Here is a 19,424-nt window from a genome sequence, read left to right as displayed (position 1 = left end):
GGCGCATCATCGCGCGCTCACGGCAAACCGGCGACGGCGCGCGCCTCGCCGGTCAGTTCGAGAATGTGCAGGCCGGTATTGGCGCGGTCGACAGCGTAGATGTAGCCGCGCTCGTCGGTCTCGACATTGTTGGTCTGGATCGCGACCTTGCAACTGTCCTTGCCGTCGATCTTAATACAGCGCTTGTCAGTCGCCGCCATGATGGAGGGAATGAAGTACCCGACTTCCCTGGGGTGGTAAGGATCGCGGATGTCGAGCGCGCGGACGCCGGCGTTGAAAAAGGCGATGAAGGCCAGCTTCTTGTAGTAGACCGGCGCCATGCTCTCGTTCGACGAATGCGAACCGAACCGGCCGCCGCGTTCGCAGAACGCTCCGGAGGCCTCCGGCACCGTATAGCTCGAAATCAACATCGGTCGTGCCTCGGTGGTGACATCGGCGAACCACACCATCTGCCGTGCCTCGCCGCATTCGTTCTGGATCGCCTCGTCGACGATCATGACGATGTCGCGGCTCTTGCCGTCCTTGTCATGGGCGAATTCCGCGATCGGCATGCCGGGCATCGGAAACACCGTGTGCGCGCCGTTCATCGCCGACAGCGGCATTCGCGCGATCTCCGGGAATTTCAGATTGTCCGGCGTCGGCTCCTTGGGTCCATTCAGCAGCTTGTCGCGATCGACGATCTGCAGGAAGCCGCCCTTGTTGGTGCCGTAGCCGAAATAGACGCGGTTGCCCTTCGGCCCGGTCGAGATCGGCCCGTGCAATTCGGTCGGCACCGCGCCGGTCGCGCCCGGCTCCTGCCCGGGCAGGCCGAAGTCCCTGATCTTCTTTGGCTGCGCGGGATCGGAGAGATCGTAGACTTGCGTCATGCGCCGCGTCCGCCAGTCCGGCGCGCCCGACACCAGGAAGGCGATTCCAGTGTCGCATTCCCACCAGCTCTTGTGGGTGTCCTTCAAGCCCTCGCCAATGTGGGTCACGAGAACAGGATTGGCGGGATCGGCGACGTTCCATATCTCATGCCCTTCGCTACCAACCGCGCGCAGCATGTAGATCGCGTTGCGGTCGCCCTTCGGCAGATCCTTGCCGTCGCAGATCCGCACCATCTGCGCGCCGCCGGATTCATATTTGCCTTCCTGTCCGGGAATGTGCCGCAGATACTTCGGATGCACGGGATCGGTGACGTCGACGATCGAGGTGCCGTTCGGCTCGGCCTTGCCGCTCATCGGGTTGACGGGATCGGGAAGGTCGTCGGTGCCGCCGTGATGGCCGATATAGGCGATCCATTTGTCGCCCTGGTGATGGATGGTCGGCTGATAGGCGCTGCGTGCCTGCAAATCATTGGTTCCGACCAGCCGCATGTTGGAGGCTTCGGGCGGGTCGCCGATCTTCCGCTGCTGGGCGCTCACAGCATTTGCGAGCAGGACAATAAGAAACGTGCAGCAAACTGCCGTAACGCGGCCACCCATGCGCTTCATCCCGTGTTCCACACCAATCTGCGTTGGCTGCACGGAACGCTAGCACGGCGATATTGGCGCCCAAACACACGCTCTTGACATGCAACTATTTGGTTGCCTATTATCCAAGCCATGGATGAAGTCTTCAAAGCCCTCGCGGATGCCTCACGGCGGACGCTGCTTGACCGGCTTCACGATCAGAACGGGCAGACGCTCGGCGAGCTCTGCGACGGCCTCGACATGACGCGTCAGGCCGTCACCAAGCACCTTGTGATTCTCGAGGAGGCCGACCTCGTCACCACGATCAAGCATGGCCGCGAGAAGCTGCACTACCTCAACCCGGTTCCGATCCATCAGATCGGCGAGCGGTGGATCAGGAAGTTCGAACGCGGGAAGCTCGCCGCGCTCAGCGAATTGAAACGGCAATTGGAGAAGCGTGATGAGTAAGCCAGACTACGTCTACGTCACCTATATCGAGACCACGGCCGAGAAACTGTGGCATGCGCTGACCGATCGCGACTTCACCGAACGCTTCTGGTTCGGCTATCGCGTCAGCTCCGACTGGAAGGTCGGCTCGCCCTTTCATTTCACCAAGGACGGCAGCCGTAGCGTGCAGGGCGAGGTGCTGATCGCCGATCCGCCGAACAGGCTCGCCTATAGCTGGGACGTCGTGAAGCAAGGCGTCGAGCGCGAGCAGGTCTCGCGCGTGACCTTCGACGTCGAACCGTTCGGCAGCGTCGTCAAGCTGACCGTGACGCACGACAACCTCGGCCCGAAGACGCTGCGCGACATCTCCGGCGGCTGGCCCATGGTCATCGCAAGCCTGAAGAGCTTCCTGGAGACCGGACGCGAACTGCCGGCCGATCTTCTCGCGAGCCGTGCGAAGGAGACCGGCAATGCCTAAGCCCGAATTCGTCTACGTCACCTACATCGAGACCACGCCGGACAGACTGTGGGACGCCCTGACCAACAGTACGTTCACCCGGCAATACTGGTTCGACACCGAGCTGAAATCGGACTGGAAGGTGGGCTCGCCGCTCGCGCTGGTGATGAGCGGCAAGACCACCGACACCGGCGAGATCCTCGAGGCCGACCGGCCGCGGCGCCTCGCCTACACCTTCAAGCACGTGCTGGACGAGGACATGCGCAAGGAGCCGGCAACCAAGGTTGTCTTCACGCTCGAGCCCCATGGTCAAATCGTGAAGCTGACCGTGACCCATGAAGGCTTCGGCGTGGGCAGCAAGTTGCTCGACGGCATTTCCAAGGGCTGGCCTGCGATCCTGTCTGGCCTCAAGAGCCTGCTCGAGACCGGCAAGACGTTCGCGATCCCGCCCGCGGCCCTCGGGATCGAAGGCTTCGAGTAACAATGAAAATCTATCGACGGGTGCGGACAGACATGAACATCGAGACATTCAAGCCGGCAATCGTCTATGCAATCTACATCGCCGCCACGCCGGAGAGGGTGTGGCGGGCACTGACGAATGCCGAATTCAGCCGGCAGTATTTCTCCGGCAATGCGGTCGAGGTCGATCTTCGGATCGGCGGCGCCTATATCGTGCGCACGCCCGACGGCGCGCTGCACATCTCAGGCGAAGTGATCGAGTGCGATCCGCTGAAGCGGCTGACCGTCACCTTCAACGTCAACTGGCCGCAGCTCGTCGAAAAGCTCGGGCCGACGCTGGTCACCTACGAGATCGAGCCAGCCGGCGACGGCGTGAAGCTGACCTTGCTGCAGTCGCATGACCGCGAGATCAGCGACGACATCCTCTCGGGCGGCCGCACCGGCTGGCCGGCGATCCTCTCCAGCCTGAAGAGTCTCGTCGAGACCGGCAAGGCCATGGTGATCCCGATGCAGCCGCCGCAGCGCATGCTGGCCGCGCTGAAGGAACTGGGAATTCCGATGCCGACGTGAGTCGCCATACTTCGCTGTCGTCCCTGCGAAAGCAGGGACCCATCAACCACCGCTTTGCGTGTGGGGTTCGTTGGGGCGACAACGTCGCGCAACAATTCCGCCCTGCGGTTATGGGTCCCGGGTCGCGCTGCGCTTGCCCGGGACGACGTGCGGAGACGTTTACCCCAGCGCCCTTAACTCCCGTCGCAGCACCTTGCCGGTCGCCGTCATCGGCAGGCTGTCGGCGAACTGCACGAAGCGCGGATATTCGTGGGCGGCGAGCTGGATCTTGACGAACTCCTGGATCTCGCGCGCCAGCGCGTCGCTTGGCGCATGGCCCGGGCGCAGCACGATCCAGGCCTTGATCGATTCGGTGCGGATCGGATCGGGAATGCCGACCACCGCCGACATCGCGACCGCCGGATGCTTCATCAGTGTGTGCTCGATCTCCGACGGGCCGACACGATAACCGGCGGTGGTGATGACGTCGTCCTCGCGGCTGACGTACCAGAAATAGCCGTCCTCGTCCTGCACGCCGAGATCGCCGGTCAGCAGGAATTCGCCGGCATATTTCTTGCGCGTCGCTTCCGGATTGCGCCAGTACTCGATCATGGTGCAGGGGCACGGCTGGCGCACGCCGATGATGCCGCGCTGGCCACGCGGCAACTCCTCGCCCTTGTCATTGACGATACGAACGTCGAAGCCCGGCGTGGCGCGACCCATCGAGCCCGGGCGGATCGGAAACAGATTGGAGTTGCTGCCGATCACGAGATTGCATTCGGTCTGCCCGAACACCTCATGGGCATCGATGCCGAAAGTATCGCGCACCCAGCCCAGAAGCTCGCCCCCGAGCGACTCGCCGCCGGTGAAGATGCTGCGCAGCTTGACGCCCGAATTTTTTACATTGGCCTGCCGCATCAGCTTCAGCGCGGTCGGCGGCAGGAAGACGTTGCGGATGCCAAGCTCGGCCATCATCTGCATCGCCGCCTGCGGCTCGAACTTGCGCGCGCGGTGACCGACCATCGGGATGCCGTGGTACCAGAACGCGAACAGGCCGTTGATCAGGCCACCGATCCAGGCCCAGTCGGCCGGCGTCCACATCAGGTCGCCGGGCCGGGGCAGGAAGTTGTGGCACATCTCGACATTGGGCAGATGGCCGAGCACGACCCGATGCGCATGCAGCGCGCCCTTCGGAGTGCCGGTGGTGCCGGAGGTGTAGATGATCAGCGCGGGATCGTCGGTCGACGTGTCGACGGTCGCGAAATCGAGAGACGCCGATTTGATCGCGCCCCAGAACGGCTTGGTGCCGGCCGGCGTCTTTTCGCCGACGATATAGACGTTTTTCAACTCCGGCAGCCGATCGCGGATTTTTGCGATCTTCTCCCAGCCGGCCTCATCGGTCACGATGGCCTTGGCGGCCGAGTTCGACAGGCGGAATTCGAGCGCGTCCTCGCCGAACAGCGCAAACAGCGGGATCGAGATGTGAGCCGCGCGGAACGCCGCGAGATGCGCGACCGGCAGTTCGAGCGACTGCGACAGAAACACCGCGACGCGGTCGGCGCGCACCAGGCCGTCGGCCGTGAGCACATTGGCGAAGCGGCGCGAGGCTTCGGCCACCTCGTCGAACGAGGTGCGCGTGGTGCCGCCATCCTCGTCGACATAGACCAGCGCGAGCCGGCCCGTGCCGTCGGCGTGACGGTCGCAGCACGCGGTCGCCATGTTGAAGCGCACGGGGACGTCCCAGCGGAAGTCGCGATAGAGCTCGTCGTAGGTGTTGGTTTCCTGAAGCATGGCCGCAGACTAGACCATTGCCGTCAGGCCACAAACCCCTCCCTTAAGGGAAAGCGGTCAGGCTGCGGCCCGCTCCATTGCGGCCTCGACCTTGAGGCTTTCGAGATCGCGATAGATCGACGCGACCGCGAGCACGCGCCCGCCGCGCTTGTACTTGAGCACACAATCCTTGCCGGCAATGCTGCCATCCACCGCGATCTCGTCCCACCGTTCGGCGTGGCCGACATAGTTGATCGGCACGTCGTAATGCTGGCTCCAGAAGAACGGCACCGCATCAAAGATCTCGCGCTGACCAAGCATATTCCGCGCGGCGGTCTGGCCCTGGCGCTCGGCCACCACCCAGTGCTCGACCCGGATATTCTCGCCGCTGTGCGGATCGGGCCAGCGCGCGATATCGCCGGCCGCGTAGATGCCGGAAACGCTGGTCTCGAGATAGGCATCTACTCTCACGCCGCGATCGATTGCGAGCCCGGCTGCTTCCGCCAACGCCAGCCGCGGCTTCACGCCGACACCAACCACGACGAGATCGGCGTCGAGCACGGGCCCGCTCTTCAGGCGCGCGCGCTTGCCGTCGATCGCGCTCACCGTGTCGCCAAGGTGGAATACGACGCCATGCTCTTCGTGCAGCGCGCGGACGAAATCGCCCATGTCAGGCCCGAGCACGCGCTCCAGCGGCCGCTGTTCCAGCCCAACCACATGAACCTCGATCTCCCTCGCGCGCAACGAGGCCGCAACCTCGAGCCCGATGAAGCTTGCACCGATCACAACCGCGCGGCGCGCCCCGCTGGCCGAGGCGATGATCGCGCGGCAATCGTCGAGAGTACGCAACACATGAACGTGGGGCTGGTCGGCGCCCGGGATCGGCAGCCGTAGCGGCTCCGCGCCGGTTGCCAGCAGCAGCCGGTCATAGGTGAGCGCTTCGCCGCCGGCGAGCACGACGTTGCGGCGGCCGGTGTCGATCGACTTGACCTCGGTCCCGAGCTTGAGATCGATCGCCGCTTCGCTGTAGAAACCGTCCGGCTTCAGCGGCAGCCAGTCTTCCGGCGCGCTGCCGGCGAGGAAGTCCTTTGACAGGTTCGGCCGATCCACCGGCGGCGCGGCCTCGCCGCTCAGCATGACGATGCTGCCGCGGTAGTCCTGCCGTCGCAGCATCTCGGCGGCGGCAAAGCCCGCCGCGCCTCCGCCGACGATCACGATCCTGCCGGGCGCATCGACCGGGCCCTTGACGCGGGGTTTCGGCTGCTCGCGCTTCTCGCGCACGATGACGCGATCGCCCGCTCGCTCGACCTTCCAGACGGCGAGCGCGTTGAAGGCGGGCGCGGCGGTCGCTTCGCCGGTGCGAACATCAAAGCAGGCGTGATGCCAGGGGCAATGGACGGTCTCGCCCTCCACCAGGCCTTCGGCGAGCGGGCCGTGGTAATGGCTGCAGTGCGCGTCGACGGCGAAGATATCCGCCCCCGAACGCACCAGCAGCACGTCCTCGTCGCCGACATGGCCGAGCAACATCGTGCCCGAGAATTCGGAGAGCGCCACGCCTTGTGTCAGATCCGGACCGGAAGGGGCTTGCTGATCGGCCATGGCCTGTCTCCGTTTTCCAGAACTTCCAACCCGAGGGCGCCGCCTCACGGGGCCTTGGCGGCCCTCTTCGGCAAGCCGATATCAGCTTCCCTGCATATAGCGGACCGGGTTCTCCTGATCCGCCATGAAGATATCGGCGGCCTCGGCGAACAGCGCCGCAACGGCAGGCGCGCTCAGATCAACAAACGCCTCGAAGCTGAAATTGTTGCCACCCGCCCGCAATTCGCCGAGCTTGCCGGCGTAGCAGGACACCAATGGCTTGCCGCTACGGGTCACTGCGACATAGACGCTGATGTAATTCTTCTGCAGCGCCACCCCGATCACCGGCCAGGATGCCGTCTTGCCGGACTTGATCGCGTAGCGAAACTGGCCGTAGCCGATCATGTTCATGCGCATGCCGGCCTCACCGGCCGGCGTGCCTGCATGAAAATGCCGCTTGAGCGAAGGCGCGGTCTTCCGCACCAACGCATGCAGCTGTTCGAGATCCGCTGTCCGGCCGGGATCGAAGGCGAGGTAGGCTTCCAGACTGTCCGCGGCGACACGAAACATTGGATGCCTCCGCTGCTATCCGGCGAGCGCCGCCTTCACCAGGCCGCTGGCCTTGCCGAAATCCATCTGGCCGGCGTATTTCGCCTTGAGCGTGCCGATCACCTTGCCCATGTCCTTGATGCCGGCAGCACCCGTCTCGGCGATGATGGCCGAGATCGCGGCCTTCACGTCGTCATCGGACATCTGCTTCGGCAGGTATGCCGAGATCACGGCGATCTCCTCGCGCTCCCGGGCGGCGAGCTCGGCGCGACCGCCCTTGTCGTAGAGCTCGACCGACTCCTGGCGCTGCTTGATCATCTTCTGCAGCAGGCCGAGCAGGTCGGGATCGGAGAGTGGCGGCTTGCCCTGCCCGCGCGCGTCGATGTCGGCGTTCTTGATGGTCGAATTGACCATGCGCAGCGTGGAGAGCTTGCGCTCATCCTTCGCCTTCATCGCTTCCTTGACCGCAGTGTTGATATCGTCGCGCAGCATCCTGATGTCCTTACGTCGGTATTCTCTTCATGTAGGCAGTTTGCGGCAGCAGAACAACCTAAGTCCGCAACCATTCAACCAGCGCGTCGGCGCAGGCCTGCGGCTGTTCCAGCTGCGGCAGGTGACCGCAATTGGCGAGCACGATGAGCTTGGCGCCGGGTATGCCATTGGCCATCTCGTCCGACAGCGCGTTCGGAACGGTATTATCGGTGTCTGACGTCAGCACCAGCGTCGGGCACTTGATCCAGGCCATGCCCGGCCGCGAATCCGGCCGGCTGAGCACCGCGTTTTGCTGGCGGATGAAGGCCTCGGCGCCGACGTCCTCGCTCATGTCGTTGACAATCTGGCGCAGGCTCGCGTCGCCCTGCCGCGACGGATGCACGAAGCCCGAAAACAACTCGTCGACCACGCTCGGATATTGTCCGCTCCTGGCACGCTCGATCATGCCGCGGCGGCGTGCGGTTGCTTCCGGCGTGTCGACCCGCGCCTGGGTGCTCATCAGCGCCAGTTTCGCAACCCGCTCGGGCGCCTGCCGCATGATCTCGAAAGCGATGTAGCCACCCATCGAGTGCCCGGCGAGGGCAAAGCGCGGCGGCGCCTCCGCCAGGATCCGGCGGGCGATCGCCCCCATATTGTCGTCCCTGACGTGGTTGGCGACGGTGACGGGCCCGAGCCTCCACAGCGCCGGGATGACCGGGGCAAACATCCGCGGCGAGCAGATGAGGCCCGGGACAAGCAGGATCGGCATCGTATTGTCCATGCGGGAGCTCCGGACCGGGTCATTTTCAGCAAGCAAACGGCCGCTTCAGGGAACTTTAGATTAAAAGGCCCCTGCGGCCTGTCAAATCGGCCGGGATTGCCGTGTGAATCCGTGCCCTTTCGCTTTGACGCCGCAGGGTGCGGCGTCTATTTAAAGGGCTCATGACAACATCCGAAAATGCTCCTGCCTGGCCGGACCATAAACCGACCGCGCTCCTTGTGCTCGCCGATGGTACCGTGCTGGAAGGCTTCGGTCTCGGCGCGGAAGGCCACGCCGTCGGCGAGGTCTGCTTCAACACTGCGATGACCGGCTATGAGGAGATCCTCACCGATCCGTCCTATGCCGGCCAGATCATCACCTTCACCTTCCCGCATATCGGCAATGTCGGTACCAACGAGGAAGATATCGAGACGGTGAACATGGCTGCGACGCCAGGCGCGCGCGGCGTAATCCTGCGCTCGGCGATCACGGATCCCTCGAATTACCGCGCCACCCGCCACCTCGACCTGTGGTTGAAGGCGCGCGGCATCATCGGCCTCTCCGGCATCGACACCCGGGCGCTGACCGCGCTGATCCGTTCCAAGGGCATGCCCAATGCGGTGATCGCGCACGCCAGGAGCGGCGAGTTCGACCTGCACGCCCTGAAGGAAGAGGCTCGCGAATGGCCCGGGCTGGAGGGCATGGACCTGGTGCCGATGGTCACCTCCGGGCAGCGCTTCACCTGGGATGAGACCCCCTGGGTGTGGGGCAAGGGTTTCGGCCAGCAGAGCGCGCCGGAATTCAACGTGGTTGCGATCGACTACGGCATCAAGCGCAACATCCTGCGCCTGCTCGCCGGCGTCGGCGCCAAAGTGACTGTGGTGCCGGCGACGACTGCGGCCGAGGATATCCTGGCCATGAAGCCGGACGGCGTGTTCCTGTCGAACGGCCCCGGAGATCCCGCCGCGACCGGCAAATATGCGGTGCCCGTCATCCAGAAGGTGATCGCTTCGGGGACGCCGACCTTCGGCATCTGCCTCGGCCACCAGATGCTCGGCCTCGCCGTCGGCGCCAAGACCATGAAGATGCATCAGGGCCATCACGGCGCCAACCATCCGGTCAAGGACGAGACCACCGGCAAGGTCGAGATCACCTCGATGAACCACGGCTTCGCGGTGGACCAGGCGACGCTCCCGAAGGGTGCAACCCAAACCCATATCTCGCTGTTCGACGGCTCCAATTGCGGCATCTCGCTTGAGGGCAAGCCGGTGTTCTCGGTGCAGTATCACCCCGAGGCCTCGCCCGGCCCGCGCGACTCGCACTACCTGTTCCAGCGGTTTGCCGATTTGATGCGGCAAAGGAAGGCACGCGCCGCGTAAGCCGGTGCCGGACCTCGACGCCATCGGGGATGAACCCGATGATCCATCTAAAAGCGGATCACGCGCGGACCTGGTCCGGGCATGACGATTTGTCGCGGCCTTTCGTGCGGCGGCAGTGCCGCACCGGTCAAAGCGCGACGCGATGGCACAGCCTTGCATCGCAAGCATTCACATCGTTCTCACAGCGGCGCACGACACTACGCCGCTCAACGCGGCACACCGCCGCTTTGTCCCGCCGAGGAACCGAGACTCTGGCAGCGCGTTCTATCTCCGCAGCATTGGCTGCATGGGGACGCGCGGCTCAACCCGTCATCAATTGCTGCAACCCGAGACCACCACGGTGCCACAGCCTGGGCCAGAGGTGGATCAGCAGGCTGCAGCGTTGGCGCAGTCAAGAGCCGTCGCGAACGGGAGCCGAACAAGGCAGACAATGACAATGGAGGTGCTCGGCATGCCAACGCCGATCGAGTGCACACCAACCGAAAGCTTCGTCCGCGACCGCGCCGACACGGCGCGATGAACAACTCAAGCTCGCGAATGGTTCATGCCCGACAGAAAGCATTACATCAGGTTGCCGCATCGCGCGGTCGTCTTTGTCGGAGACGGTTGCAAGGCACTTTTTCTCCTCAACGAAGGGACCGGCCTGGAGCCGCGCCTGAAAGTCCAGCGGGTTCTTGAAGACGACAACCCGTCGACCCATGAGCAAGGGGCGGACAGGCCGGGGCGAGCGCGGTCCCCCGTCGAGCGGAACCGTAGCGCGATGGAACAGACAGACTGGCACGACATCGAGAAACGTCGGTTCGCCCGGATTATCGCCAGCGCCCTGGACCGCCTCCTGCAAGAATCGCGTGCGGAACGTGTTGTCATCGTGGCTCCGCCACGGACACTCGCGGATTTGCGCCGATCATTCTCCCCCGCAGTCGAGAAGCGGATCGTCGCGGAAATCGCCAAGGACCTGACCGGCATGACGGTCGGCGACATCTCGCAATATCTGACCGCCTGATCGTGCTCCGTTGCGGCAGACCGGTAATACGGACTTCCCCCGAGCGCGGGAAGACGGCGTGAGGGCTGGGCGCGCCAGCGGCGGCCAGCGTTTGCGCACCGCCGCGGCGACCACGGTTGGGTCCAGCCGGTTTCTGTTTTTTCCGGATCCCGCTTTCGTCATCCTGCGCAGGATCACGTCGCCTTCACTTCGATCTTCTTCTGCTGCTGGGCTTGCGAGGTCTTTGGCAGAGTAATGGAGAGCACTCCCTTGGAGAAGGTCGCTGCGATCCTGTCGCGATCGACACCATCAGGCAGAGCGAACCTGCGCTGGAACGCGCCGTAGCTGCGCTCGGACAAATAGTGATTCTTCCTCTTCTCTTCGTGCTCCTGACGGCGCTCCCCCCTGAGCACCAGCGTATCGCCGCTGAGCGAGACGTCCACGTCCTTCTCGCTAAGACCAGGAAGCTCGGCGTCGATCCTATAGGCGTTGTCCTCTTCGACAATGTCCACGGCGGGCGCCGCAAAGCTGAAGGAGCGCTCCCAACCCGGCTCCGTGTCCAGCGCACGCCATAGCGAAGGGAACCCGAAGCCTTCAGCGAAGCGGTCGAACGTGCGATCCATCTCGGCACGCAGCGCGTGAAACGGATCGCGGCCGAGCGGTGCGGGCGTTGTCTTGCGAACTACAGCAGGGGTCTGTGCCATGTCTTTTCCTCCTTGCGTTCGAGTTGGTTCGACGGAATCAACTCCCGGGAAATCCGTTGGCTCCGCCCGATGATTGGCGGGACCATTGGAGAATGGTCGAGTGCGGCCCGATCCGGTGGGTCGAGACAGTTCGCAGCCCTGGCGCAATTGCGGAATCGCATCTGGCTCATTTCCTTGCTTGAGCATGACTTCCGCGCAAACACCCGGTGCCCAAGACGGCCTGAGGTGACGGAACGCAGCCCCTGACAACCGGTTGATTCGCGCGTAGTCTCTTGCTCGCGCGCGGGAGGAGCCATGTCCGCAGTTAAAGTCGGGATCGAGCCGCAGGCCATCGTCTTCAGGGACGATAGGCTGGTGCCGAACAATCCGATGCCGTTCCTGGTCTACAAGGGCGCCGTCGACGTCAGCAAAAATCCCGAGATCACGATCGAGCGGCTGTTCGCCAGCAATGGCTGGGGCGCGATGTGGCGGAACGGCGTCTACGACTTCGCGCATTACCACGCCACCGTGCACGAGGTGCTGGGCGTCGCCCGCGGCGGCGCGCGCGTCCAGTTCGGCGGCGAGCATGGGCGCGCGCTCGAGATCGCAGCCGGCGACGTCGCGATCCTGCCGGCCGGTACCGGGCACCAATGCCTGTCGGCGAGCGACGATTTCTGCGTGGTCGGAGCCTATCCGCCGGGCCCGCCGATGGACCTGCAAAGGCCGACGCCGGAGAACCATGCTCGGGCATTGAAGACGATCCCGCTGGTCGCCGTCCCCGCGACCGATCCGGTGATGGGCAAGGATGGGCCGCTGGTCCGACTGTGGAAGCGGTGACGCCTACGCCGCGTTGCTGCCTTCCTGGCGGCTTGCCTCAAACAGGAACCAGGTGCGCCGCTCGGTTTCATCGATGAAGGTTTCGAGCAGGCCGGCGGTGCCGGAATCCTCGTGATCATCGGCGACCTTGTGCGCCTTGCGCATCGCAGCCGCGATGTGCTTGTTATCCTCCATCAGCTCGCGCAGCATTTCGCGCGGCGGGACATAGGGCTCGTCATTGTCCTTGATGGTTTGATGCTTGGCGATATCGCCGATCGACCTTAGCGTCGCGCCGCCGAGCTTGCGTACCCGCTCGGCGAGCTGGTCGGTGGTCGCGAAGATCGCGTCCGACTGCTCGTCCAACAACAAATGGTAATCATGGAAATGCCGGCCGCTGACGTGCCAGTGAAAATTCTTGGTCTTCAGGTAGAGCGCAAAGGCGTCGGCCAGAAGCGTGTTGAGCGAGGCCGAGATCGTATCCACCGCAGCCTGCGGCAGGTCGCTCGGCGTGTCGAGATCGGGCGAGATTTTATCAGTCTTGGCTTTGCTCACGGTAAACCTTCCTGTTAGGAACCCCCGTATTTCGGCGCATTGAACATTGGCCGCCGGACCGCTAACGCATCATCAGCCCACCCGTTCCTGAGGCCAGGAACCGTTCTGCCGGATAGCAAACACGATGGATGAATGGATCGATTATTACGATTCCACGCATACGATTTATGCGAGCCGACTGCACCGCGACCTGCATTTCCAGGTCATCGCGAACGACATCATCGGATACATCACTTCGCCCGATGCGGTGGTGCTGGATTACGCCTGCGGCGAGGCGCTGTCGGCGGTGAAGATCGCCAATGCCTGCGCCCAGCTCTATCTGGCGGAGCCTGCGCCTGGCGTACGTGGCCGCCTGGTCGCGCGCTTTGCGCCCGACACCAGGATCCGCGTCCGCTCGCTCGATGATCTGAAGAACATGGACGCGGACTCGATCGACCTCGTGGTGATGAACTCGGTGGCACAATACATGACGCCGCACGAGCTCGATTCCGCGTTCGACGTGATCCACCGCCTGCTGAAACCGTCGGGCCGCTTCGTGCTCGGCGATATCCTGCGGCCCGAAGTCGGCATGGCCAGGGACGTCGTGGCGCTGCTGCGCTTTGCGGCGGTCCACGGCTTCCTGCGCGATGCATTGATCGGGCTCGCCTCAACGGCACTGTCCGATTACCGGCAGCTGCGCACCAGGATCGGGCTGCAGCGCTACCGCGAGGACGAGATGATCGCGAAGCTCGCCGCCGCCGGGTTCAGTGCCACGCGCGCGCCGCGCAACATCGGGCACAATCCGTGGCGAATGACATTCGTGGCGCACCACTGATCAGGGGTCGCAAAAAATATTAGGGTTAACCAAAGGTAAACGTGGCACGCGCTGAAATAATCAGCAATGATCCACTCGGCCCGGTGGCGGAAGCGTCGACGCGGCAGTGGTGCAACACTGTTTATCCTGGTTCAACTCCAGGCCGGGCCTCCAACCTCCGCTGCTCACGCAGCTTCGGCTCGGCAAGCCCTTTTGTAGCGAAGGCTGCCGCAGCTTAGCCCGCAGGGCGAAGCCGGGACTCGGCAAGTTCGGCTCGACAATCCAACCGACCTTACCGCGGCGCGTCAGGCCGCGCTCACGACCTGGCATTCCGGAAACTGCAGGCGCTCGGCGTCGCGCGCGGCCGATGTCAGGATCGCATCGAGCAGGCCGGGAAAACGTGCGTCGAGGTCCTTGCGGCGCAGTTTCATGTAGCGCGTGGTGCCGGCGATGCGGGTCTGGATGACGCCTGCCTCGCGCAGCTTCGCGAAATGATAGGCGAGATTGGACTTGCCGCTGAAGGCGTTGAAGTCCCCGCACCGCAATTCGGTCGCCGTCGGATCGTGCCGGGACAAATTGTAGACGATCGCAAGCCTGGTCGGATCGCTCAGGCAATCCAGCAGGAGGGGCAGCTCGATCTGGTCGCGGGTCGGATGTGGGGGCGTGCGGCTCATGGGACCAACATAGCAGCTCTGCCCATTTGTTCAATATTCATTGAACCAATTGACATTCGACCGCAGCCGATCGATGGTTCAACAAGAATTGAACAATGGGATTGACGTCATGAGCGTGTTCTGGCTGGCCCTCGGCGCCTTTGCGATCGGTACCGAAGCGTTTGTGATCGCGGGCCTTTTGCCTGCGATCGCGGCGGATGAGCAGATCTCCGCCGCTGCAGCCGGCCAGCTGGTGACGGCCTACGCCCTCACCTACGCGATCGCCTCGCCGATCCTTGCCGTGATGCTGAACAATATCGATCGCCGCACTGTGCTAACGCTGGCTCTGTCGGTCTTCATCGCTGGCAATCTGCTGGCGATGGCGGCCTGGAATTTCCCGCTGCTGCTGGCCTCGCGCATCGTGATGGCGCTCGGCGCCGGGCTCTGCATGCCGACGGCGATCGGCGTCTCGGTGGCCGTGGCCTCCGCGGAACGACGCGGTCGCGCCGTTGCGCTTGTCACCTCGGGACTCACCGTCGCAACCGTCATTGGCGTGCCGCTCGGCAATGTCATCGGCAGCCTTCTGGGCTGGCGTGCGACCTTCGCGATGGTGGCATTGCTCGGACTCATCGCACTCGCCGGTCTTGTGTTCGGCCTGCCGCGCGGCTTGCCGAGGAGCACGGCGAGCCTTACCGAGCGCATCGCCGTCGCAAGGCGCCGTGCCGTGCTGACAGCGCTCGTTATCACCATCCTGTGGGCGGTCGGCGGCTTCACGGTATTCACCTATCTTGCGATCCCGCTGCATCAGCAGCTCGGCTTTGACGCCTCCGGCGTCAGCCTCGCGCTGTTCGCGTTCGGCTCGGCGGCTGCGATCGGAAATATAGCCGGCGGTCTGATGGCAGACCGGATCGGCACCATATCGACCGCGGCACTGGGCCTTGCCGGCATGGCGAGCGCGCTCGTCCTGCAGTCGGTGGTGCTGAAATACGCTGCGCCCGACCAGGCCGGCCACCTGGTGCTCCTCCTGATCTTCCTCTGGGGCATTTCGGGCTGGGCGTTCTATCCACCCCAGATCGCCAGCATTATCCACATCAACCCGCAAGCCTCGGCGATCGCGCTGTCGCTCAATGCCTCCGCCATGTATCTCGGCTTCGCCATCGGCGGGGCGACCGGCGGGCTTGTTCTCTCAACCGCGAGCTCTACGGACCTCGGCTGGGTTGGCGGCACGAGCGTCGCGACCGCGTTGGCCGTGCACCTGTTCCGGAGCCGGCAGGAACGGCTGAAACCATACAAAATTGCCGGTTGATTGGGCCGTTTTGGGGGTTTCGCGGGTGCGGAAACTGGTCTAAAGACCACCCGCGCGCGAGGGATCGCGCTTCCGGCGCTACAAGATGTAGCGCATCGAGGGACGCGCGGGACGCGCGCCCTTTTTTTGTGCCCAAATTCCAGTCCGCGAGAGCTGATGCCCAAAAGAACCGACATCTCCACCATCCTGATCATCGGCGCCGGTCCCATCGTGATCGGCCAGGCCTGCGAATTCGACTATTCCGGCACGCAGGCGGTGAAGGCTCTGAAGGAAGAGGGTTACCGCGTCGTCCTCGTCAATTCCAATCCGGCCACCATCATGACCGATCCGGAACTGGCGGACGCCACCTATATCGAACCGATCACACCCGAAATCGTCGGCAAGATCGTCGAGAAGGAGCGCTACGTCATACCGGGCGGCTTCGCGCTCTTACCGACCATGGGCGGCCAGACCGCGCTGAACTGCGCACTCTCGTTGCGCCGTCAGGGCACGCTCGACAAGTTCGACGTCGAGATGATCGGCGCCACCGCTGATGCCATCGACAAGGCCGAGGACCGCCAGCTGTTCCGCGAGGCCATGACCAAGATTGGGCTGGAGACGCCGAAATCGCGGCTCGCCAATGCCTCGGCGCTGAAGAAGTCCTACCGCGACAAATACCACGCCGAGCGGGAGAAACTGTCCGGCGAGGCGCTGGAAGAACTCGAGCGACAGTGGACGCTTGGCGAGAACGAACGCCGCAAGCGCTATCAGGAGCACGCATTCGGCGAGGCGTTGATGGCGCTGTCGGAGATCGGCTTGCCCGCGATCATCCGGCCCTCTTTCACCATGGGCGGCACCGGCGGCGGCATTGCCTACAACAAGGAAGAGTTCCTCGACATCATCGAGCGCGGGCTCGACGCCTCTCCCACCAACGAGGTACTGATCGAGGAAAGCGTGCTCGGCTGGAAAGAGTACGAGATGGAGGTGGTGCGCGACAAGAAGGACAATTGCATCATCATCTGCTCGATCGAGAATCTCGATCCGATGGGCGTGCATACCGGCGATTCCATCACCATCGCGCCGGCCCTGACCTTGACCGACAAGGAATACCAGGTCATGCGCGACGCCTCGCTGGCGGTGCTGCGCGAGATCGGGGTCGAGACCGGCGGCTCCAACGTCCAGTTCGGCATCAACCCCGTCGACGGCCGCATGGTCGTGATCGAGATGAATCCGCGCGTGTCGCGCTCGTCGGCGCTGGCGTCGAAAGCCACCGGCTTCCCGATTGCCAAGGTCGCGGCCAAGCTCGCGGTCGGCTACACGCTCGACGAGATCGCCAACGACATCACCGGCGGCGCCACCCCGGCCTCGTTCGAGCCGACCATCGATTACGTCGTCACGAAAATTCCACGCTTTGCGTTCGAGAAATTCCCCGGCGCCTCCTCCACGCTGACCACTTCGATGAAGTCGGTCGGCGAAGTGATGGCGATCGGCCGCACCTTCCAGGAGAGCCTGCAGAAGGCCCTGCGCGGGCTCGAGACCGGCCTGACCGGTCTCGACGAAATCGAGGTCGAGGGGCTCGGCCGCGGCGACGACAAGAACGCGATCCGCGCGGCGCTCGGCACGCCGACGCCGAACCGCATCCTGCAGGTCGCGCAAGCGATGCGGCTCGGCTGGACCGACGAGGAGATCTTCAACTCCTGCAAGATCGACCCCTGGTTCCTGGCGGAGATGCGCGCCATCGTCGAGATGGAGGGCAAGGTCCGCAGCAACGGCCTGCCGACGAACGCGTTCTCGATGCGGATGCTGAAGGCGATGGGCTTCTCGGATGCGCGGCTCGCCGTGCTCACGGAAACCACCGAGGCCGACGTCACCGCCAAGCGTCACGCGCTCGGGGTGCGCCCGGTGTTCAAGCGCATCGACACCTGCGCGGCGGAGTTCGCTTCGCCCACCGCCTACATGTATTCGACCTATGAGCGGCCGTTTGCGGGCGAGTTGGCCGACGAGAGCGCGCCGTCGGACCGCAAGAAGGTGATCATCCTCGGCGGCGGCCCGAACCGCATTGGCCAGGGCATCGAGTTCGACTATTGCTGCTGCCATGCCTGCTTCGCGCTGGAGGACGCCGGCTACGAGACCATCATGGTCAACTGCAACCCGGAGACGGTGTCGACCGACTACGACACCGCCAATCGGCTCTATTTCGAGCCGCTCACCGGCGAAGACGTGCTCGAGATCATCGCGACCGAACGCAAGAACGGCACGCTGCATGGCGTGATCGTCCAGTTCGGCGGCCAGACCCCGCTGAAGCTTGCCCGCGCGCTCGAAGCCGCCGAAGTGCCGATCCTCGGCACCTCGCCTGATGCGATCGATCTCGCCGAGGACCGCGATCGCTTCAAGCGCGTGCTCGACAAGCTCCGTCTCAAGCAGCCGAAGAACGGCATCGCCTATTCGGTCGAACAGGCACGCCTGGTCGCCGCCGATCTCGACCTGCCGCTCGTGGTGCGTCCGTCCTACGTGCTCGGCGGCCGCGCCATGCAGATCATCCGCGAGGAGACCCAGCTCAACGATTACCTGCTGGGAACGCTGCCGGAGCTGGTGCCCGCCGACGTCAAGGCGCGCTACCCGAACGATAAGACCGGGCAGATCAACACCGTGCTCGGCAAGAACCCGCTGCTGTTCGACCGCTATCTGTCCGATGCGACCGAAGTCGATGTCGATTGCCTCTCCGACGGCAAGGACACCTTCATCGTCGGCATCATGGAGCACATCGAGGAAGCCGGCATCCACTCCGGCGACTCCGCCTGCTCGCTGCCGCCGCATTCGCTCGACACGAAGACCATTGAGGAGCTGGAGCGGCAGACCCGCGAGCTCGCGCTCGGCCTCGACGTCGTCGGGCTGATGAATGTGCAATACGCCATCAAGGACGGCGAGATCTATGTGCTCGAGGTCAACCCGCGCGCGTCCCGCACCGTGCCGTTCGTCGCCAAGGTGATCGGCACGCCGGTCGCCAAGATCGCGGCGCGGATCATGGCCGGCGAAAAGCTCGCCGACTTCAAGCTGAAGAAGAAGAAGCTCGGCCATGTCGGCGTGAAGGAATCGGTATTCCCGTTCGCGCGCTTCCCCGGCGTCGACACCGTGCTCGGACCGGAGATGCGTTCGACCGGCGAGGTGATGGGCATCGACCGCTCCTTCGAGGTCGCGTTCGCGAAGAGCCAACTCGGCGGCGGCACGCGCGTGCCGCGGCAGGGGACGGTGTTCGTCTCGGTGCGTGGCGACGACAAAATGCGCATCGCGGATGCGGTGCGGCTGCTGCACTCGCTTGGCTTCAAGGTGATGGCAACCTCGGGCACGCAACGCTATCTCAGCGACAACGGCGTGCCGACGGAAAAGGTGAACAAGGTGCTCGAAGGCCGTCCACACATCGTCGACGCCATCACCAATGGCGACGTCCAGCTGGTCTTCAATACCACCGAAGGTCCGCAGGCGCTGGCCGACAGCCGCTCGCTGCGGCGGGCTGCCCTCTTGCATAAAGTGCCATATTACACCACTCTTTCAGGCGCGGTGGCGGCCGCACGGGGGATCCGGGCCTATCGGGACGGGGACCTTGAGGTCCGCACGCTTCAGAGTTACTTTTCCGAAAGCTGACCGCTGCCCGGGCTGACGGCCCGAAGCGGTCAATTGGCCGAATGGCTGGAACTCACCGCGCGATTGGATGTTGTCACGGCCCTTAGCGGGGCCGAAAATCACTGGGCTTCCGGGCGCGCTGGCGCCCTGATTCCTGCGTTAGCTGAACTGGATTTTCGTGCACGCCGCC

The 19,424-nt window shown here is 64.1% G+C and carries 19 protein-coding genes and 1 tRNA gene; 11 read left to right on the top strand and 9 right to left on the bottom strand.

Annotated features, from left to right (window positions below):
- Positions 1-17 precede the first annotated feature (17 nt).
- The gene (locus tag ABIB78_RS28525; RefSeq protein WP_429030641.1) at positions 18-1,463 is read right to left on the bottom strand and encodes an LVIVD repeat-containing protein; all 1,446 of its coding nucleotides are present in this window, start codon (positions 1,461-1,463) and stop codon (positions 18-20) included.
- Between the two features lie 120 nt (positions 1,464-1,583).
- On the opposite strand from ABIB78_RS28525, the gene ABIB78_RS28520 reads away from it, so the two are divergent.
- The 4 genes from ABIB78_RS28520 to ABIB78_RS28505 are packed head-to-tail and all read left to right on the top strand — an operon-like array spanning position 1,584 to position 3,363.
- Positions 1,584-1,898 carry an ArsR/SmtB family transcription factor gene (locus ABIB78_RS28520; protein ID WP_429030433.1) on the top strand — a complete coding sequence of 105 codons (315 nt, stop codon included), beginning with the start codon at positions 1,584-1,586 and terminating at the stop codon, positions 1,896-1,898.
- Positions 1,891-2,355 (top strand): SRPBCC family protein, encoded by a 465-nt coding sequence (locus ABIB78_RS28515; protein ID WP_429030431.1) that lies wholly within the window; start codon positions 1,891-1,893, stop codon positions 2,353-2,355. Before ABIB78_RS28520 ends, ABIB78_RS28515 begins: the two co-directional genes overlap by 8 nt.
- A complete protein-coding gene (locus ABIB78_RS28510) occupies positions 2,348-2,815 on the top strand; it encodes an SRPBCC family protein (RefSeq protein WP_429030428.1) in 468 nt (155 codons plus the stop codon). Before ABIB78_RS28515 ends, ABIB78_RS28510 begins: the two co-directional genes overlap by 8 nt.
- Positions 2,816-2,847: 32 nt before the next feature.
- Positions 2,848-3,363: an SRPBCC family protein gene (locus ABIB78_RS28505; protein ID WP_429030427.1), complete on the top strand. Its 516-nt coding sequence runs from the start codon at positions 2,848-2,850 to the stop codon at positions 3,361-3,363.
- 159 nt (positions 3,364-3,522) lie between these two features.
- On the opposite strand, the gene ABIB78_RS28500 is transcribed toward ABIB78_RS28505, so the two are convergent.
- The 5 genes from ABIB78_RS28500 to ABIB78_RS28480 all read right to left on the bottom strand — a co-directional run bounded on the left by ABIB78_RS28500 (position 3,523) and on the right by ABIB78_RS28480 (position 8,491).
- Positions 3,523-5,133 carry an acyl-CoA synthetase gene (locus ABIB78_RS28500; RefSeq protein ID WP_429030424.1) on the bottom strand — a complete coding sequence of 537 codons (1,611 nt, stop codon included), beginning with the start codon at positions 5,131-5,133 and terminating at the stop codon, positions 3,523-3,525.
- Between the two features lie 57 nt (positions 5,134-5,190).
- A complete protein-coding gene (locus ABIB78_RS28495; RefSeq protein WP_429030422.1) occupies positions 5,191-6,711 on the bottom strand; it encodes an FAD-dependent oxidoreductase in 1,521 nt (506 codons plus the stop codon).
- Positions 6,712-6,792: 81 nt separating this feature from the next.
- A complete protein-coding gene (locus tag ABIB78_RS28490) occupies positions 6,793-7,260 on the bottom strand; it encodes a hypothetical protein (protein ID WP_429030419.1) in 468 nt (155 codons plus the stop codon).
- A 15-nt stretch (positions 7,261-7,275) separates the two neighbouring features.
- Entirely contained in the window at positions 7,276-7,731 is a 456-nt protein-coding gene (locus ABIB78_RS28485) for a GatB/YqeY domain-containing protein (protein WP_429030417.1), read from the bottom strand.
- Positions 7,732-7,789: 58 nt separating this feature from the next.
- On the bottom strand, positions 7,790-8,491 hold the full coding sequence (locus ABIB78_RS28480) for an alpha/beta fold hydrolase (RefSeq protein WP_429030414.1): 702 nt from the start codon (positions 8,489-8,491) through the stop codon (positions 7,790-7,792).
- Positions 8,492-8,652: 161 nt separating this feature from the next.
- Here ABIB78_RS28480 and carA point away from each other — a divergent pair, with 161 nt between their 5' ends.
- Together carA and ABIB78_RS28470 are read left to right on the top strand one after the other, a co-directional pair.
- The gene (gene carA, locus ABIB78_RS28475) at positions 8,653-9,849 is read left to right on the top strand and encodes a glutamine-hydrolyzing carbamoyl-phosphate synthase small subunit (protein ID WP_429030411.1); all 1,197 of its coding nucleotides are present in this window, start codon (positions 8,653-8,655) and stop codon (positions 9,847-9,849) included.
- Positions 9,850-10,393: 544 nt separating this feature from the next.
- Positions 10,394-10,852: a host attachment protein gene (locus ABIB78_RS28470; RefSeq protein ID WP_429030408.1), complete on the top strand. Its 459-nt coding sequence runs from the start codon at positions 10,394-10,396 to the stop codon at positions 10,850-10,852.
- Positions 10,853-11,025: 173 nt separating this feature from the next.
- Here the strand turns inward: ABIB78_RS28470 and ABIB78_RS28465 are convergent, their stop codons facing one another.
- On the bottom strand, positions 11,026-11,535 hold the full coding sequence (locus ABIB78_RS28465; protein WP_429030405.1) for an Hsp20/alpha crystallin family protein: 510 nt from the start codon (positions 11,533-11,535) through the stop codon (positions 11,026-11,028).
- A 294-nt stretch (positions 11,536-11,829) separates the two neighbouring features.
- Here ABIB78_RS28465 and ABIB78_RS28460 point away from each other — a divergent pair, with 294 nt between their 5' ends.
- The gene (locus ABIB78_RS28460) at positions 11,830-12,351 is read left to right on the top strand and encodes a hypothetical protein (RefSeq protein WP_429030404.1); all 522 of its coding nucleotides are present in this window, start codon (positions 11,830-11,832) and stop codon (positions 12,349-12,351) included.
- A 3-nt stretch (positions 12,352-12,354) separates the two neighbouring features.
- On the opposite strand, the gene ABIB78_RS28455 is transcribed toward ABIB78_RS28460, so the two are convergent.
- Complete coding sequence (locus tag ABIB78_RS28455; protein WP_429030402.1) at positions 12,355-12,882, bottom strand: Dps family protein; 528 nt, start codon at positions 12,880-12,882, stop codon at positions 12,355-12,357.
- 124 nt (positions 12,883-13,006) lie between these two features.
- On the opposite strand from ABIB78_RS28455, the gene ABIB78_RS28450 reads away from it, so the two are divergent.
- Together ABIB78_RS28450 and ABIB78_RS28445 are read left to right on the top strand one after the other, a co-directional pair.
- A complete protein-coding gene (locus ABIB78_RS28450) occupies positions 13,007-13,696 on the top strand; it encodes a class I SAM-dependent methyltransferase (protein WP_429030399.1) in 690 nt (229 codons plus the stop codon).
- A 77-nt stretch (positions 13,697-13,773) separates the two neighbouring features.
- Positions 13,774-13,849, top strand: a tRNA-OTHER gene (locus ABIB78_RS28445).
- Between the two features lie 131 nt (positions 13,850-13,980).
- Here the strand turns inward: ABIB78_RS28445 and ABIB78_RS28440 are convergent.
- Entirely contained in the window at positions 13,981-14,349 is a 369-nt protein-coding gene (locus ABIB78_RS28440; RefSeq protein ID WP_429030397.1) for an ArsR/SmtB family transcription factor, read from the bottom strand.
- A gap of 109 nt (positions 14,350-14,458) precedes the next feature.
- On the opposite strand from ABIB78_RS28440, the gene ABIB78_RS28435 reads away from it, so the two are divergent.
- Together ABIB78_RS28435 and carB are read left to right on the top strand one after the other, a co-directional pair.
- On the top strand, positions 14,459-15,634 hold the full coding sequence (locus ABIB78_RS28435; protein ID WP_429030395.1) for an MFS transporter: 1,176 nt from the start codon (positions 14,459-14,461) through the stop codon (positions 15,632-15,634).
- Between the two features lie 156 nt (positions 15,635-15,790).
- On the top strand, positions 15,791-19,255 hold the full coding sequence (carB, locus tag ABIB78_RS28430; protein ID WP_429030392.1) for a carbamoyl-phosphate synthase large subunit: 3,465 nt from the start codon (positions 15,791-15,793) through the stop codon (positions 19,253-19,255).
- Positions 19,256-19,424: the final 169 nt, after the last annotated feature.

It is taken from the genome of Bradyrhizobium sp. I1.14.4, assembly GCF_050435825.1.
Taxonomy (GTDB): Bacteria; Pseudomonadota; Alphaproteobacteria; order Rhizobiales; family Xanthobacteraceae; genus Bradyrhizobium.
The sequence above is the reverse complement of the archived record's forward strand: the minus strand, read 5'-3'. Positions and strand labels throughout refer to the sequence as shown.

Coding starts and splice junctions, on each gene's coding strand:
- ABIB78_RS28510 (WP_429030428.1), top strand. CDS start 2,348: ATGCCTAAGCCCGAATTCGTCTACGTCACCTACATCGAGACCACGCCG.
- ABIB78_RS28450 (WP_429030399.1), top strand. CDS start 13,007: ATGGATGAATGGATCGATTATTACGATTCCACGCATACGATTTATGCG.
- ABIB78_RS28435 (WP_429030395.1), top strand. CDS start 14,459: ATGAGCGTGTTCTGGCTGGCCCTCGGCGCCTTTGCGATCGGTACCGAA.
- ABIB78_RS28440 (WP_429030397.1), bottom strand. CDS start 14,349: ATGAGCCGCACGCCCCCACATCCGACCCGCGACCAGATCGAGCTGCCC.
- carB (WP_429030392.1), top strand. CDS start 15,791: ATGCCCAAAAGAACCGACATCTCCACCATCCTGATCATCGGCGCCGGT.
- ABIB78_RS28480 (WP_429030414.1), bottom strand. CDS start 8,491: ATGGACAATACGATGCCGATCCTGCTTGTCCCGGGCCTCATCTGCTCG.
- ABIB78_RS28515 (WP_429030431.1), top strand. CDS start 1,891: ATGAGTAAGCCAGACTACGTCTACGTCACCTATATCGAGACCACGGCC.
- carA (WP_429030411.1), top strand. CDS start 8,653: ATGACAACATCCGAAAATGCTCCTGCCTGGCCGGACCATAAACCGACC.
- ABIB78_RS28495 (WP_429030422.1), bottom strand. CDS start 6,711: ATGGCCGATCAGCAAGCCCCTTCCGGTCCGGATCTGACACAAGGCGTG.
- ABIB78_RS28490 (WP_429030419.1), bottom strand. CDS start 7,260: ATGTTTCGTGTCGCCGCGGACAGTCTGGAAGCCTACCTCGCCTTCGAT.
- ABIB78_RS28460 (WP_429030404.1), top strand. CDS start 11,830: ATGTCCGCAGTTAAAGTCGGGATCGAGCCGCAGGCCATCGTCTTCAGG.
- ABIB78_RS28500 (WP_429030424.1), bottom strand. CDS start 5,133: ATGCTTCAGGAAACCAACACCTACGACGAGCTCTATCGCGACTTCCGC.
- ABIB78_RS28465 (WP_429030405.1), bottom strand. CDS start 11,535: ATGGCACAGACCCCTGCTGTAGTTCGCAAGACAACGCCCGCACCGCTC.
- ABIB78_RS28505 (WP_429030427.1), top strand. CDS start 2,848: ATGAACATCGAGACATTCAAGCCGGCAATCGTCTATGCAATCTACATC.
- ABIB78_RS28520 (WP_429030433.1), top strand. CDS start 1,584: ATGGATGAAGTCTTCAAAGCCCTCGCGGATGCCTCACGGCGGACGCTG.
- ABIB78_RS28485 (WP_429030417.1), bottom strand. CDS start 7,731: ATGCTGCGCGACGATATCAACACTGCGGTCAAGGAAGCGATGAAGGCG.
- ABIB78_RS28470 (WP_429030408.1), top strand. CDS start 10,394: ATGCCCGACAGAAAGCATTACATCAGGTTGCCGCATCGCGCGGTCGTC.
- ABIB78_RS28525 (WP_429030641.1), bottom strand. CDS start 1,463: ATGGGTGGCCGCGTTACGGCAGTTTGCTGCACGTTTCTTATTGTCCTG.